At 58.6% G+C, this 14,962-nt stretch carries 13 protein-coding genes and 3 tRNA genes; 6 read left to right on the top strand and 10 right to left on the bottom strand.

The features are described 5' to 3' along the window. From ABG996_RS07120 to ABG996_RS07165, 10 genes are all read right to left on the bottom strand, one after another. Positions 1 to 74, bottom strand: a tRNA-Ile gene (locus ABG996_RS07120). Between the two features lie 4 nt (positions 75 to 78). Further along, positions 79 to 154, bottom strand: a tRNA-Ala gene (locus tag ABG996_RS07125). A 67-nt stretch (positions 155 to 221) separates the two neighbouring features. Then, positions 222 to 298 (bottom strand) — tRNA-Ile (locus ABG996_RS07130). Between the two features lie 297 nt (positions 299 to 595). Beyond that, positions 596 to 3,304 carry a DNA gyrase subunit A gene (gene gyrA, locus ABG996_RS07135; protein ID WP_347479306.1) on the bottom strand — a complete coding sequence of 903 codons (2,709 nt, stop codon included), beginning with the start codon at positions 3,302 to 3,304 and terminating at the stop codon, positions 596 to 598. A gap of 41 nt (positions 3,305 to 3,345) precedes the next feature. Further along, positions 3,346 to 5,376, bottom strand: coding sequence for a DNA topoisomerase (ATP-hydrolyzing) subunit B (gyrB, locus tag ABG996_RS07140; RefSeq protein WP_040360015.1), 2,031 nt, complete (start codon positions 5,374 to 5,376; stop codon positions 3,346 to 3,348). 105 nt (positions 5,377 to 5,481) lie between these two features. Beyond that, on the bottom strand, positions 5,482 to 6,045 hold the full coding sequence (locus ABG996_RS07145) for a DciA family protein (protein WP_347479277.1): 564 nt from the start codon (positions 6,043 to 6,045) through the stop codon (positions 5,482 to 5,484). Continuing rightward, a complete protein-coding gene (recF, locus tag ABG996_RS07150) occupies positions 6,032 to 7,138 on the bottom strand; it encodes a DNA replication/repair protein RecF (protein ID WP_347479275.1) in 1,107 nt (368 codons plus the stop codon). The genes ABG996_RS07145 and recF overlap by 14 nt, the downstream gene beginning before the upstream one ends. Positions 7,139 to 7,147: 9 nt before the next feature. Continuing rightward, positions 7,148 to 8,251: a DNA polymerase III subunit beta gene (dnaN, locus tag ABG996_RS07155; protein ID WP_022094338.1), complete on the bottom strand. Its 1,104-nt coding sequence runs from the start codon at positions 8,249 to 8,251 to the stop codon at positions 7,148 to 7,150. A gap of 238 nt (positions 8,252 to 8,489) precedes the next feature. Then, entirely contained in the window at positions 8,490 to 10,214 is a 1,725-nt protein-coding gene (locus ABG996_RS07160; RefSeq protein ID WP_055287302.1) for a DnaA ATPase domain-containing protein, read from the bottom strand. 15 nt (positions 10,215 to 10,229) lie between these two features. After that, on the bottom strand, positions 10,230 to 11,654 hold the full coding sequence (locus ABG996_RS07165) for an ATP-binding protein (protein ID WP_347479273.1): 1,425 nt from the start codon (positions 11,652 to 11,654) through the stop codon (positions 10,230 to 10,232). 273 nt (positions 11,655 to 11,927) lie between these two features. On the opposite strand from ABG996_RS07165, the gene rpmH reads away from it, so the two are divergent. The 6 genes from rpmH (at position 11,928) to rsmG (ending at position 14,890) form a co-directional block, all read left to right on the top strand. Then, positions 11,928 to 12,062 (top strand): 50S ribosomal protein L34, encoded by a 135-nt coding sequence (rpmH, locus tag ABG996_RS07170; RefSeq protein ID WP_019127408.1) that lies wholly within the window; start codon positions 11,928 to 11,930, stop codon positions 12,060 to 12,062. Between the two features lie 20 nt (positions 12,063 to 12,082). Continuing rightward, the gene (gene rnpA / locus ABG996_RS07175) at positions 12,083 to 12,421 is read left to right on the top strand and encodes a ribonuclease P protein component (RefSeq protein WP_195444047.1); all 339 of its coding nucleotides are present in this window, start codon (positions 12,083 to 12,085) and stop codon (positions 12,419 to 12,421) included. After that, complete coding sequence (yidD, locus tag ABG996_RS07180; RefSeq protein WP_022093804.1) at positions 12,418 to 12,642, top strand: membrane protein insertion efficiency factor YidD; 225 nt, start codon at positions 12,418 to 12,420, stop codon at positions 12,640 to 12,642. Before rnpA ends, yidD begins: the two co-directional genes overlap by 4 nt. Before the next feature lie 29 nt (positions 12,643 to 12,671). Beyond that, positions 12,672 to 13,442: a YidC/Oxa1 family membrane protein insertase gene (locus ABG996_RS07185; protein ID WP_347479270.1), complete on the top strand. Its 771-nt coding sequence runs from the start codon at positions 12,672 to 12,674 to the stop codon at positions 13,440 to 13,442. 44 nt (positions 13,443 to 13,486) lie between these two features. Then, positions 13,487 to 14,056 carry a Jag family protein gene (locus ABG996_RS07190; protein WP_022093802.1) on the top strand — a complete coding sequence of 190 codons (570 nt, stop codon included), beginning with the start codon at positions 13,487 to 13,489 and terminating at the stop codon, positions 14,054 to 14,056. A 96-nt stretch (positions 14,057 to 14,152) separates the two neighbouring features. Beyond that, on the top strand, positions 14,153 to 14,890 hold the full coding sequence (rsmG, locus tag ABG996_RS07195) for a 16S rRNA (guanine(527)-N(7))-methyltransferase RsmG (RefSeq protein ID WP_347483858.1): 738 nt from the start codon (positions 14,153 to 14,155) through the stop codon (positions 14,888 to 14,890). Positions 14,891 to 14,962 lie beyond the last annotated feature (72 nt).

Raw genomic sequence — 14,962 nt, forward strand, 5'->3', positions numbered from 1 at the left:
TGGACCTGACAAGATTCGAACTTGTGACCTCCCGGTTATCAGCCGGACGCTCTAACCAACTGAGCTACAGGTCCATCATGGTGGAGGTTAGGGGGATCGAACCCCTGACCTCAGGCTTGCAAAGCCCGCGCTCTCCCAGCTGAGCTAAACCCCCACGGAGACAGTAATAAACACCCCAGCGGCGACTCGGCTCTCGCTGGGGTGTTTATTGCGAAAGAAAGTGGTGGACCTGACAAGATTCGAACTTGTGACCTCCCGGTTATCAGCCGGACGCTCTAACCAACTGAGCTACAGGTCCATCGCGCAAGGGATATATTAGACGAGTCGTTACGCGCGCGTCAACAACTTTTTTGAAAATCTTTGGGAGGGGTGGTCGCTGGGCTGGCGAGATGGTTTTGGTTTGCTGCTCGGACAGTCCTGCGCAAGACGAAGGCCACATTAAGTGGCCTTCTTTGCGTGCGGAACTCGCGACAAACCAAAACCACCTCGCCAGCCCAGCGACCATGGGGTCCCAAGGTTTTCAAAAAAGCGGTCGGCGCGCAGTGCGCCGACCGCCGATATATGGGGTCTGATATTTTCTACCAGCTAGGGCCTCTTACTCGTCTAGGAGATCTTCTGGCATGTCGTTGCCGTCGCCTAGATCGACAGGGGTTTCTTCGGAAGCAGAGCCGTTTTCTGTGGCTTCGCCTTCGGGCTTTTCCTTGGCTGCCGTCATGCGGGCGACAGCGCATACGCGGTCGTTGTCGTCGACGGTCATCATCTTGACGCCCTGGGTGGCGCGGCCGGTCTGGCTGATCTCGTCGGTCTTGACGCGAATGACCGTCGCGCCCTCCGTCACGATGAACAGCTCGTGCTGCGGGCCCACCGTCTTCATGGCCGCGAGGTTGCCCTTGCGCTCGGTCATTTGAATGGTGTAGACGCCCTGACCGCCGCGATTCTGCTCCGGGTAGTCCGCAACCGGCGTGCGCTTGCCGTAGCCGCGCTCGGTGATGACGAATAGATCGCCGTTGCCGTTAGTGACTTCCATGCCCAGAACGCTCACGCCGTCCTTCAGACCGATACCGCGAACGCCGCTGGTATCGCGGCCGGTGGCGCGCACCTGCTCCTCGGAGAACATGATCGCCTTGCCCGCGGTGGTGGCCAGGATAATCTTGTCGCCGTCGCGCACGCGGCGCACGTTCAGCAGCGCGTCGTCGTCACGCAGGTTGATAGCGATCAGGCCGTCGCGACGGCTGCGGTCATATGCGCTCATCACGGTCTTTTTGACCATGCCGCTCTTGGTGGCAAACATCAGGTACTCGTCGGCCGGGAACTCGCGGCAGCTGATGACGCTCGCGATCTTCTCGCCTTCCTCGAAGGGCAGCAGGTTGACGATCGCGGTACCGCGCGCCTGGCGCGTACCCACCGGCAGCTCGTGCACCTTCAGGCGATAGACCTTGCCCTTGCTCGAGAAGAACAGCACGTACTCGTGCGTGGACGCGATGAACATCTCGTCGATAACGTCGTCCTCTTTGAGGTTGACGCCCGACACGCCCTTGCCACCGCGCTTCTGGGCACGGTAGGCAGCCACTGGGATACGCTTAACGTAGCCGGTGTGGGTGATGGTCACGACCATATCCTCGTCGGCGATGAGGTCCTCGACATCCAGGTCCTTCTCAACCTGGCTGATTTCGGTACGGCGCTTGTCGCCAAACTTCTTGGAGATCTCGCGCATCTCTTCCTTGATGACGCCCAGAATCTTCTCCTCGTGCGCCAGCAGGTCCTCGTAGTAGGCGATGGCGCGGCGCAGGCCGTCCAACTCTTCTTGGATCTTGTCGCGCTCCAGGCCGGTCAGGCGGCGCAGCTTCATCTCGAGGATGGCCGTGGTCTGCTCGGGCGTAAAGCCAAAGCGTTCGATCAGTCGGCTGCTGGCCTCGGAGTCGGTCTGCGAGGAGCGGATGATGCTGATGACCTCGTCGATATGGTCAAGGGCCATCAGGTAGCCCTCGAGGATATGCGCGCGGGCCTGGGCCTTCTTAAGGTCGAAGCGGGTGCGGCGGGTGACGACGTCGACCTGGTGGTCGATGTAGTGCTGCAGCATCTCGCGCAGGCTCAGGCATTTGGGAACGCCGTTGACGAGTGCCAGGTTGTTGGCGCCAAAGGTCGTCTGCAGCGAGGTGTACTTATACAGGTTGTTGAGCACGACCTGCGGAATGACGCCCTTCTTGAGCTCGATGACCAGACGGATGCCCTTCTGGTTGGATTCATCGCGCATATCCGAGATGCCCTCGATGCGCTTGTCGTTGACAAGCTGGGCGATCTTCTCCTGCAGGGTGCCCTTGTTGACCATGTAGGGAATCTCGGTAAAGACCAAGCGGCTGCGGCCGGTCTTGGTGGACTCCACGTGTGCCTTGGCACGCACGGTAATGGAGCCGCGACCGGTCTCGTAGCTCTGCTTAATGCCGGCACTGCCCATGATGATGGCACCGGTGGGGAAGTCCGGACCGGGCATGATCTGCATGAGCTCGTCGACGGTGGCGTCGGGGTTGTCGATCAGGTAGCAGGTGGCCTCGATCGCCTCGGTGAGGTTATGCGGGGCGATGTTGGTGGCCATGCCGACGGCGATGCCTTGGCTGCCGTTAACCAGCAGGTTGGGGAAGCGCGCAGGCAGCGCCACGGGCTCGGCGAGCGATTCGTCGTAGTTGGGCTGCCAGTCGACGGTATCCTTCTGCAGGTCGCGCAGCAGTTCCATGGCGGGCTTTGCCAGGCGGCTCTCGGTGTAACGCATGGCCGCCGCGCCGTCGCCGTCGATGTTACCGAAGTTGCCGTGACCATCGATGAGCGGCGTGCGCATGGAGAACCACTGCGCCAGGCGAACCATGGCCTCGTAGACCGCGAAGTCACCGTGCGGATGGTACTTACCGATAACTTCGCCGACCGTCCAGGCCGACTTCTTATGTGGGCGGTTGGGGTAGATGCCGCTCTCGTTCATCGCGTACAGGATGCGGCGGTGCACCGGCTTTAAGCCGTCGCGCACGTCCGGCAGGGCGCGCGCCGTGATGACTGACATCGAATACTCGATGAACGACTGCTTCATCTCGCGACCGAACTCCGAAATCTGGAGCTGGCCGCCGTTGATATCCTCGCCGGCCGAGGCGCCGCGATCGACTTCGCCAAAGCTCTCCTCGAGCTCAGCGTCGTCTTCTTCCTCATCATCATCGGCATCGGGGTTATAGGCGTCCGGGTCGCCGTCCTCGCCCTGCTCAGCACGGGCAAGCAGGCGCTTCAGATCATCGGGCATACCGGCATCGCCGGCCTCGTCCATATCCTCGTTATTGTTGATATCGTCTGCCACGTTACCTCCTCTTAAGCGTCAAGGAAACGCGCGTCATGCGCATGTTTTTCAATGTACTCGCGGCGATAGCCGACCTCGGAACCCATGAGCTCGCGCACGGCGCGGTCCGCCACCACGGCGTCCTCGATCGACACACGCTGCAGGATGCGGGTCTTGGGGTCCATCGTCGTCGAGGCAAGCTGCTTGGGGTCCATCTCGCCCAGGCCCTTGTAGCGCTGGACGGTATAGCCCTTGCGCTTTTTGGTGATCTTGCCGTCCTTGGCCTTGCCGTCCTCGTCGTTATCGTCGGGGTTCAGGCCCAGGCTCTGGATGGTGTCGCGCAGGATCTCGTCTTCGGGCTGGCGGCCGTTGGGATACACGTAGTGAATCTTGTTGCGCACCTTAATGCCAAAGATGGGCGGGCAGGCAACATAGACGTAGCCGGCATCGATCAGCGGGCGCATGTACTTGTAGAAGAACGTCAGCAGCAGGATGCGGATATGCGCACCGTCGACGTCTGCATCGGTCATGATGATGATCTTGTGGTAGCGCGCCTTGGTGATATCGAAGTCGCCGCCGTCGCCGGCACTCGTCGTGACGCCGCAACCGATCGCGGTAATCAGCGACTGGATGGTGTCACTCGAGAACGCGCGATGGTCACCAACGCGTTCGACGTTCAAAATCTTGCCGCGCAGGGGCAGAATCGCCTGGATGTCTCGGCGACGGCCGTCCTTGGCCGAACCGCCTGCCGAGTCGCCCTCTACGATGAAGAGCTCGGTCAGCTCGGCATCGCGCACCGAGCAGTCAGCGAGCTTACCGGGCAGGGACGCCGTCTCGAGCAGGCTCTTGCGGCGGGTCGCCTCGCGCGCCTTGCGGGCGGCATTGCGCGCCTTGCAGGCCTGTTGCGCCTTCTTGACGATCTCGCGAGCGGGCTTGGGATGCTCCTCGAGGTAATCGACAAGGCCGTCGGTCACAATCTTGAGCGTCAGCGCGCGCATATAGGAGCTGCCGAGCTTTGCCTTGGTCTGGCCCTCAAACTGCGGATCGGGCAGCTTGACCGAGATAACGGCCGAAAGGCCCTCGCGCACATCGTCGCCGGTCAGGTTGGCGTCTTTTTCCTTGAGCAGGTTCTGCTTGCGCGCGTAATCGTTGATCACGCGGGTGAGCGCGGTGCGGAAGCCCTCAAGGTGCATGCCGCCCTCGGGGGTGTAGATGTCGTTGGCAAACGACATGACGTTCTCGCCGTAACCGCTATTCCACTGCAGGGAAACCTCGACCTCGCCCATCTTGGCCACAGGTGCGTCCGGGTCCGATTTGCCCTCGATGTAGATGGGCTCCTTAAAGGCCTCGGGGACGTCCTTGCCCTCGTTGAGGAACTTGACGAAGTCGATGATGCCGCCCTCGTAGCAAAACTCCTCCACGTGGGGAGTCGCCTCGCGCTCGTCGGTCAGCACGATTTTGAGGTTCTTATTGAGGAACGCCGTCTCCTGCAGACGGTTATGCAGCGTATCGAAATCGTAGATGCAGGTCTCGAAGATCTCATCGTCGGGCCAGAAGGTGACGGTGGTGCCCGTCGAATCCGAGGTGCCCACGACCTCCATCTTCTTGACGGTCTTGCCGCGCGAGAACTCCATCTCGTAGGTGTTGCCATCGCGACGAACCTGAACGACCACGCGCTTGGACAGTGCGTTGACGACGGAGATGCCCACGCCGTGCAGGCCGCCCGAGACCTTATAGGCCGAGTTATCGAACTTACCGCCGGCGTGCAAGATCGTCATGACGACCTCGAGCGTCGGAATCTTTTTAACAGGGTGCTCGTCGACGGGGATGCCGCGCCCGTTGTCGACGACCGTGATGGAGTTGTCGGCGTGGACCGTCACCTGGATCTCGGTGCAGAAACCGGCCATGGCCTCGTCGACGGAGTTGTCAACGATCTCCCACACCAGGTGATGCAGACCGCTGGCGCTCGTCGAGCCGATATACATGCCCGGGCGCTTACGAACGGCCTCGAGACCTTCGAGAATCTTAATCTCGCCGCCATCGTAATCGTTTTCGTTTGCCACACGTCCTCCTTCAGTCAAGAAAATGTGTACAGCCTTACTAGTTTATCGTAAAAAAATACCCTCGGGAACGAGGGTATTTGGCTCTACAAGGCCACCAGATGCGATTTAAGGCTCTTTTTTGCTTTGCGCGCCCTTGGCCCACTCGGCACTGGCTCTCATGGCATTCTCGAGGGCCTCGCGCAGTTTTTGGTCTTCGATGGGTGCCACTTGGCGCTCAATCTCGGTGCGCTCGGCCTCACTTAGGTCGGCGTGCGGGGCCGACGGGCGCTCGGTCGTCGCCGGGCGCAGGCGCTCCTTAGCGGCGGGCGGCGTGTGACCGGGTGCGGTGGTTTTGAACACCAGGCCGTCCACATGAGCACCGGCGCGCTCCATGCGCGCGCGGATGATCTCACGCAACAGCGTCATTTCCTGCGTCCACGAGGGCGAATCGAGATATACCAGCAGCTCATTGGACTCGGGCAGGTAGCGCAGACCCGTCACATGCCGCCCCTCGCGCGTGCCCGAGCACACCGCGTTCCACGCGCGATAGACCGCGCGCGACTCCTCGGCAGCCTCCATCTGTGCACGGCGCTCAGGCGTCGCCGACGCCAGGATGCGCTGGCGCTCTGCGTTCAAAAACCCACTGAAGGCGACCGTCTCGCTCTCGCGCTCGTAACTAGCACGTCTCACCCATGCTCACCACCTTGGCTCGATCAAGCAGGTCATCGGTAAAGTATCCCAGGTTGGTCGTGGTTATGACCGTCTGGATATCATCGCCGATCAGTCGCAGAAAAGCACCGCGACGCTCGCCGTCGAGCTCGCTCATCACGTCGTCCAGAAGCAACAGCGGAGCAGTACCCAGAACATCGCGAGCCACGGCCACCTCGGCCACCTTCCAGGACAGCACCAACGTTCGCTGCTGTCCTTGGCTGGCAAATGAACGAGCGGAGCGACCCGCCACGGTAAATTCAATCTCGTCGCGATGCGGTCCCACCAACGTCACGCCGCGGCGAATTTCCTCGTCGGCGTGCTCATCAAGGGCGGCCAGCATGCGCTCGTACGCCCAGCCCTTCAGCTCTTCGCGATCCTCGACCTGGGGCAAATCCCCCAGTGTGGACGCATAGGACACGTTGGCGGCTTCACCGGACGCCACCTGCCCGTAGGCAGTACGCACATGGCCCGCCAGCCGGTCGAGCAGGGCCAACCGGTGCACGAGCAGGGCCGAGCCCGCGCGGGCAATCGAATCGTTCCACGCGCCGAGCATCTCACGGCAGCACCAGGTTTCCTTGAGCAAGGCGTTGCGCTGGGTCACACAGCGCCCATAGGTGCTCGCAAGATCGGCATAGCGTGCGCTCAGTTGCATGCCAAAGTCATCGAGGGCGGCGCGGCGCACACTGGCGCCTCGCTTAACCATGTCCAGATGGTCGGGGCAAAACAGCACGCTCGGCAGAACCCCGCGCACACCGGCGGCAGAGCATCTCTTGCCGTTGCGGCTAAACGAGCGCTTACCGTCCTCCGCGCTCAATCCCATATCAAGCACGCGGCCGTCGCCCTCGAGCCTCAGCTCGACCTTGCACGAGCCCACGCCATCATGGACGAGCTCGGCTGCGGTCGGATGCCTAAACGAGGCGCCGCTCGTCAGCAGCTGCAGCGCCTCTATGAGATTGGTCTTTCCCGCCGCGTTGGGTCCCGCAAGTATCGTCACGCCCTCGTCCAGGGCAAGACGATAGCTATCGAAGCTGCGGTAGTGCGCGACGGAAAGATCGCGGGCGAACATGGTCATAGCGCAGCGCTAGATGCGGACCGGCATGACCAGGTACAGGTAGTTGATCTTGTCGTAGGACTTGAAGATGCCCGCCTGCGAGTAGCTCTTGAGCTCCAGCGTGATCTCCTTCTCCTTGGACAGGGCATTGAGGCAGCCGAAGATGTAGTGGTAGTTGAAGGCGATGGTACCCGACTCGCCCTCGGCCTCGACATCGATCGTCTCCTGTGCAAGGTCCTGGTCATTGGAAATGGAGGACAGGCCCATCTGCCCGTTCTCGACATCGATCTCGAACTTGACGGCGGGGTTGGCGCTCGCGATAACGGCCACGCGCTTGAGGGCGGCGTTAAAGGCGGCGACGTCGATCTTGACGCTCGTCACGCACGAATCGGGGATGAGCTGCTTGTAGTTGGGGTACACGCCCTCGATGCGGCGCGACACGTAGGTGGTGTTGCCGGCCTCGAAGACGACCTGGGTGTCGGTAGCCCCGATCATGATGGTCGCCTGGCTGGCCATGATGTTCAGTGCGTCGTTAAAGGCGTCAGCCGGAACGTTGAGCTCAAAGGAGCCTTCGAGGGTCGAGGTCTCGACCTGCGTATCGCACACGGCCAAACGGAAGGAATCGGTCGCCACCAGGCGCACGGTGTTGTTCTCGACCTTCATGTGCACGCCACCCAGGATGGGGCGGGCCTTGTCGGTCGAGGTGACGCGCCACACGCGGCCGACCATCTCGGACAAGATATCGGTCGGCAGTTCCACGGCGCTCTCGATGGCATAGGCCGGAAACTCGGGGAAGTCATTAGCATCGAGCGTGTTCAGGCGGAAAGAGCTCTTCTCGCAACCAATCAGCACCTGGCGCTCGGACAGCTCAAAGGTGACCGGGGCATCGGGGAGGGTCTTGGTGATATTGGAGAGCATCTTACAGGGGATAACCATCTCGCCCTCTTCTTCGACATGCGCCGCGATGCGATGACGGATCGAGATGGTGTAGTTAGAGGTCTGGAATTCCAAGATGCCGTCTTGGGCCTTAACGAGCACGCCCGACAGGATGGGGAGGGTGGATGCCGAAGCGACACCCTTCATAACGACGCCGATGGCTTGTGTAAGCGAGCTCTGGCTGACGGTGAACTTCATCTTTTAATACCTTTCTATAGATATAAATATCTTAATAATAGTAATAGCACTGACGAAACTGTTGATTACTCCCAAAGACGCAGGTCAGACCCAGAAAGAGAATCGACAGCAACCTGTGTGCAACAGGGGTGGTTTTCCACGTTCAAAACCTGCGCAAAACTTTTCATCACCGCGGGTTGGGTTTTAGACACCTTATGCCCGTGGTTTCGACAAGTTTTCAACAGGTGTCTCTATTTCCCTACGAGCGCAGTGTAATTTTATCGCGCAGCGACTTGAGGTCTTCGGTGACGGTGCGGTCTTCCTGGATCATCTTCTGGACCTTTTTGTAGCTCGTGCTGACGGTCGAGTGGTTGCGGTTGCCAAATTCGGCGCCCACCGCCGTGGTCGTCATCTCGCACATCTCGATGGCCAGATAGATGGCGATATGGCGTGCTTTGGCGATATTGGCGTTGCGACGCGGGCCGATGAGTTCCTCGTGTGTCACGCCGTACTGCTCTTCGATGACGGACTGAACCGTCTGGACGTTGATCTTTTTGGCCGATGTGTCGAAGTACTGGCTGGCGATGGCGTCGATATCGTCAAAGGTGAGCTCCCCGCCCTCGCGCTCGCGGTCGCCCGCCTCGCCTGCGCAGCGCTCGCAAAAGCTCTCGAGTTCGCGGATGTTGGTGCCCGAGACCTCGGCCATGTGTTTAAAGTGCTCGTCGGTCAGGTGCCCGCCGTCGCCCCCATAGGCCGCCAGCAGCGAGTCGTCGCCCGCCTCGGGAGCGGCGACGATGGTGTTCTCGTAATAGCGCTGCAAGATCTTGTATTTCATCTCGTAGCTGGGCTCTGCGACCAAGCAGAGCATTCCGGCGTTGAAGCGGCTGGTCAGACGCTCGTCCATGCTTAGGTCCTTGGGGGCGCGGTCTGCCGCGATGACGACCTTCTTGTTGTTGCGGATGAACTCGTCCATGAGCTGGAAAAAGTAGTCCACGCTCGCGCGCTTGCCGATGATGTTTTGGATGTCATCGATGATGAGCACGTCCACGCCGTGGTACGCCTGCATGATGGGGGCGTTGCTCTTCTTTTGACGGTCGAACTCGGTCATCAGGTCGTCCAGATATGCCTGGGAGTTGGCATACTTGACCTTGATCTCGGGCGACTTCTCGGCGAGCTCGTTTTTGATGGCAAGCAGCAGGTGCGTCTTGCCCAGGCCCGATTTGCCGTAGATGAACAGTGATGTGCATGTGCCGCGCTCGTCCGCGAGGGCGGCAAACTTGAGTGCCGAGCGATAGGCATGGCTGTTCTCGGGGCCGTAGACAAAGTTCTCAAAGGTAAATTTTGAGTTCGCGGCGAGCGGGGCTCCATCCGTATTCTGCTCGGCCGGCACGGTCGGTGCTGGCATGGGTGAAGCGGGGGTCGCAGCTTGCGTGGATTTGGTCGGCGCTCCGCCCTTCATCTGGTTCATCATGCGACGAAAATCATCGGCCGAGAGCGTGTTCTTGATTGCAATGCCCGAATCCGCGCCCGCCGCTGCGTCGTGAGCGATGGGCATGTGCGTGACGGGTGCGTTCGTTGACGTCGCCGCCGCGGTCGGCAACGGCGCCATGGTTTCACGGGAAACATCGCTGTGCTGGTGCTCGATTGTCGGCACGTCGCTTGCGGAGGCTGGTACCGTCGGGGAAGCAGCGGGAGCCGTGGCGGGCGCCGTCGCGGCAGCGGATTCCGTCGCGGCGCCTTGCGGCGCCACGATGTCGAGCGCAATCGGTGCAAAGGCGATTTCTTCCAGATAAGCCTCAATAGTCGGCTGATGCTTTTTGAGCTGCGCGATGGCAAAGCGCGAGGGGGCCTCGATCGTGAGCGTATCTTCGGTCAGGCTTATGGCGCGCGATTGCCCCAGCATGTTGATGAGGCGTGCATCTTGGCCGTCGCGCTGGCAAAAGGCGATGGCATCCCCCAGGATGATGCTTGCTTCCTCGTCCACTGTCTCTCCCGTTCTTTAGCTCTGAGCTCGCACGCGAGCGGCGCCGAGTTCGGTCAGATGGTATTTCTGGCCATGCTTGATGACCAAGCCGGCCTGCGCCAAGTCATTGAGCGTGCGTGACCAAGTGGGGGCCGAGTTTCCAAACGCCCTTGCCAGATCGGTTGCACCGCACGCTTGATTTTGCGCCAGATAGCCCAGCGCGGCGTTGCCGCGATCGCTTACGAACACGTCCGGTTGTGGTTGCGCATGCTGATTTGCTGCATTAGGATACATCATTTGAGCTGCTGGTTGTTGAGAACTCTGCATCGGTGGCATTTGCTGTTGAAAACTTTGAGGCCACTGTTGGTAAGGCTGCGGAGGCATCTGCTGGGCCCAGGGGTTGTACTGCTGCTGCGGCATCTGCTGGTACGGCTGCTGATATCCTTGCTGGTACTGCTGCGGGAACTGCCGGCCGTACCCCAGTGGCGGCATCTGCTGATATGGATATCCTTGTTGGTACGGCTGATAGCCCATTTGCTGGCCACCCGGTGCGCCCGTCGCCTGCTGCATTGCTGCTGCATCCTGATCCGCCCGCGGCACGGCCTCTGGCATGTTTGGCGGCATCGACATCGATGTCGCCTGGGGCTCTTGTGTGGGAAGCATTCCGGGCTGCTGCATCTGCCTCACGGGGGGCTGCATCTGCTGCGTTGCCATGGGCTGCTGCGCAAAAGCTCCCGGCAGGGGATATGTGGGCTGCTCCGTCTCGGGCCGCACGGCAGCACCGCGTCCACCGGCGCGCTCGATTTCCTGCACGCGTTTAGGGTCCAGGCTTACCGTAACCACGGTACCGCTACCCATGTTGTCCTCGATGGATACGGCACCGCCGGCGTTTTCCAAATACTCCTGCACCATGGGAAACCCTGCTCCGGTTCCACGGATATAGCGCTTCATCTTGCTGTTTGCACTGGTAACGCCAAAGTCGAAAGCGCGTTCCTTGTCGTCGATGCCGGGTCCTTGGTCAGCAAAGCGGATGGTGTCTCCGCCGTCCAGAATCGAGATGATGGGCTCTGCAAAGTGTGCGTGGATAAAGTTTTCGACAATCTCGCGGATGACCATGAGCGAGATATGGCCACCTTGTTCTTTCATGCACTGGTAGACGGTGTTGGTCGTCTCTTCCAAATACGTGCGGACATCTTGCGGATCAATGACGATCACACGCGGTGTCGACAGCATGTCGTCATAGACGGCGATGCGCGCGGCGTACATGGCTTTTGGCGCCTGCGTTGTCGTCTGTTCACCTTCGTCACGCTCTTCGCGCACGCCGGTGATGTGCTCGTTGTCGGGTGCCGGGTCTCCGGAATCGACCATGGTGTAAAAGTCGTCAGACATGCCGCTCGCAATCTTCCAAAAGGTTTCGAACAAATAGTAGCTCACCGTGCAATGTTTCTCATCTTTCGACAAACTTTCAAAACCTGTTGAAAACTTTGGAAAACGGACGAAAAGTTCTCAACATTGCCAACATGACCTGTTGAAAACTCGATGAAATATCGTGAAAAGTTGCCATGCACCGCTAAATCGAACTCGGCTTATGGGGGAACCGTGTGAACTGCGCGACCTTTTACCTTTGATTTCTTGACATTTGAACATTGATTTCCCTACAATCTTCAAGCTCACGTGTCTATATCTGCGTCCGCGCTCCCGCGGACACTCGAAATGCAGCAGGAGGAACTTAAGATGAAGCGTACGTATCAGCCTAATAAGCGTAAGCGTGCCAAGACCCATGGCTTCCGTGCCCGTATGGCCACCAAGGGTGGTCGTGCCGTGCTCGCCCGTCGCCGCGCCAAGGGCCGCAAGCGTCTCACTGTCTAGCAGCGATACACACATCTCGCATGAAGACTATTAAGTCTCGGCAAGATTTCGAGCATGTGTTCAGTCAGGGGCGTCGTTTCAATCACCCTCTGATTCGAATGACCATATGTGAATCGGTTGGCGAAGGCGACTCCGGAAGGGTCGCCTTCGTTGGTGCTAAACGGCTCGGTTGTGCAGTTGTGCGCAACCGTTCTAAGCGTGTGATGCGCGAGGCCGCCCGCAGCTGTGGATTTCCCGTTGCGGGTTATGACATCATCTTGTTCGCAACTCCCAAGACGAGGGTTTCCTCGCCGCAGGAGATGGACAAGGCATTGCGTTCGCTTGTGAAACGCGCCGGCGTTGCCGGGGAGGAGCGATGAGCAATCACGTTTTGCGACGTGTTGCCATCGCTCCTATTCGCATATATCAACAGGTTATTTCGCCCTTATTGCCTGACGCCTGCATTTATTACCCAACGTGCTCGCAATACGCCGTCCAGGCGATTGAGAAGTACGGTGTTTTGAGAGGCTGCTGGCTTGCCGTGAGGCGCATCGCTCGCTGCAATCCCCTGCACGTCGGCGGTTATGACCCTGTGCCCTAGCGGGCACTCGCTATCGGAGGAAAACTTACATGTGGGATTGGATCGTTAACATCCTTTTCGAGCTGCTCAAGCTCATCCAGACCTTTGCGGTCGACTGGGGCCTGTCCATCATCATCCTGGTGGTCATCATCCGTCTGCTGCTGACGCCGCTTATGCTCAAGTCGACCAAGTCGACGGCTCGCATGCAGGTGCTGCAGCCCAAGATGCTCGAGATCCAGGAGCGCTATGCCGACGATCCCCAGCGTCAGGCCGAGGAGATGCAGAAGTTCTACAGCGAGAACAAGTTCAACCCCATGGCTGGCTGTCTGCCGCTGCTGATTCAGATGCCTATCCTGTTCGCGCTGTTTACATTGCTGCGCAACCTGCCGCAGTACTTTAACGACGGCACGTTCTCGTTCTTCAACATCCTGCCCGACCTGACCACCACGCCGAGCGCTTCCTTTGCCGATGGCTTTATGGTTGCACTGCCTGCGCTGGTTTGCCTGATCCTGTTTGCCGTCCTGACCCTGATTCCGCAGCTCTATATGTCGCGCAACCAGACCGGCCAGCAGGCTCAGAGCATGCGTATGATGGCCGTTGTCATGACGGTCATGATGCTTTGGATGGGCTGGAGCCTTCCCGTTGGTGTTCTGCTGTACTACGACGTCTCGTTTGCTTGGCAGGTTATCCAGCAGATTTTTGTGACGCAGAAGGTCATCGACAAGGCGAAGGCCGATGAGGAGGAGCGTCTTAAGAACGCTCCGCTGCAGGTTGAGGTCACTCGTCGCGAGAAGAAGCCGCGCCCGCACAAGAAGAAGTAGTGGGATATCAATCTTATTTAGGTACCTAACTTTTGGAGTACGTTATGTCTGAAGAGATCATCGAGGATATGCTTGAGGAGGTTGCCCCGCAGGTCGCGGGCGATTATCCCGAGATTGCACAGCGCTACAAGGCTGGTGAAGAGCTGACCGATGAGGAGCTCGACACCATTGCCGATGTTGCGATTTCCATCCTGCGTTCCATCCTTTCGCACTTCGATGCCGCCAACTCTCCTATCGATGAGTATGAGGGCGACGAGGGTGAGCTGATTTTGGATGTAACGGCTCCCGACCTTGCTGTTCTCATTGGCCGTCATGGTCGCACTCTTGATGCTCTTCAGGTTATGTTCTCTTTGCTGGTGAGCCGCAAGCTTGGCTTTAGGTATCCGGTTGTAGTGGACGTCGAGGGATACAAGAGTCGCCGTCAGGATAAGGTCGCCTCCATGGCTCAGTCTGCTGCCGAGCGTGCCATCCGCACTCATAAGAGTGTTTCGCTTCCGCCCATGAATGCCTACGAGCGCCGACTGGTTCACATTGCACTTCGTGGCAACGATGCAGTCGATACTCATTCTGAGGGTTCTGACCCTGATCGCCATGTGGTGATTGTTGCTCGATAATCTACTCGAGCTTATGCTAGGGGGACGTGGTTTCCACGTCCCCTTTTTTTGTCAAAAGTTCTCGATACTCTGATTTTTGTCAGAAAGGAGCTTCTGTTGTTTGTACTTACCGATCAGCAGGCTGACGAGATGTTGAGTCGCCTAACTTTCTATTGCAAAGAATATTCCTTGAGCGTAACTGATATTGAGCTGAGGAAATGTATCCAGCATTTGGATTTGGTTCTAGAAACAAATAAGACAACCAATCTCACCCGTATTCTTAACGTAGAAGATGCTGCCGTACTTCATATCCTCGACTCACTTGTTTTGCTCCCCTATATCAATAAGGCTCCTGAGGGAGCTTTGCTCGATATGGGAACAGGTGCGGGCTTCCCTGGTATTCCATTAACCATAACCACGCATCGTAAAGCTACTTATATTGACTCTGTTGGCAAGAAGGTTGATGCGGTTAATTCCTTTGTCCATGCTCTTGGATTGAAACATGCTCATGCGGTTCATGATCGTCTTGAAGAATATGCTCGAAGCCATAAGAAGCAGTTCTCCGTTGTAACCGCCCGCGCACTGGCCCCTCTACCGATTCTTGTTGAGTATGCGGCTCCGTACCTGAAGGATGGAGGGCTATTTGTTATCACCAAGGGCAATCCTTCGGATGAGGAGCTTGCTTCCGGCATGTCAGCAGCTAAGATTTGCGGCTTCACTTTGCTTCTGAATGACGCAATTGATTTGCCTGAAGGCTTGGGTCACAGGGAGTTCATTGTTCTTAAGAAGAGTCATTCAGCATCCGTTTCATTGCCTCGTGCAAATGGCATGGCAAAGAAGAATCCGCTTGCCTAGATGTTTCACGTGAAACATAATGGATACTAACAGCTTGCAGTGTTTCACGTGAAACATAGCAGTTGCTATCGA

This window comes from Collinsella aerofaciens (assembly GCF_039836695.1).
GTDB lineage: Bacteria > Actinomycetota > Coriobacteriia > Coriobacteriales > Coriobacteriaceae > Collinsella > Collinsella aerofaciens_BD.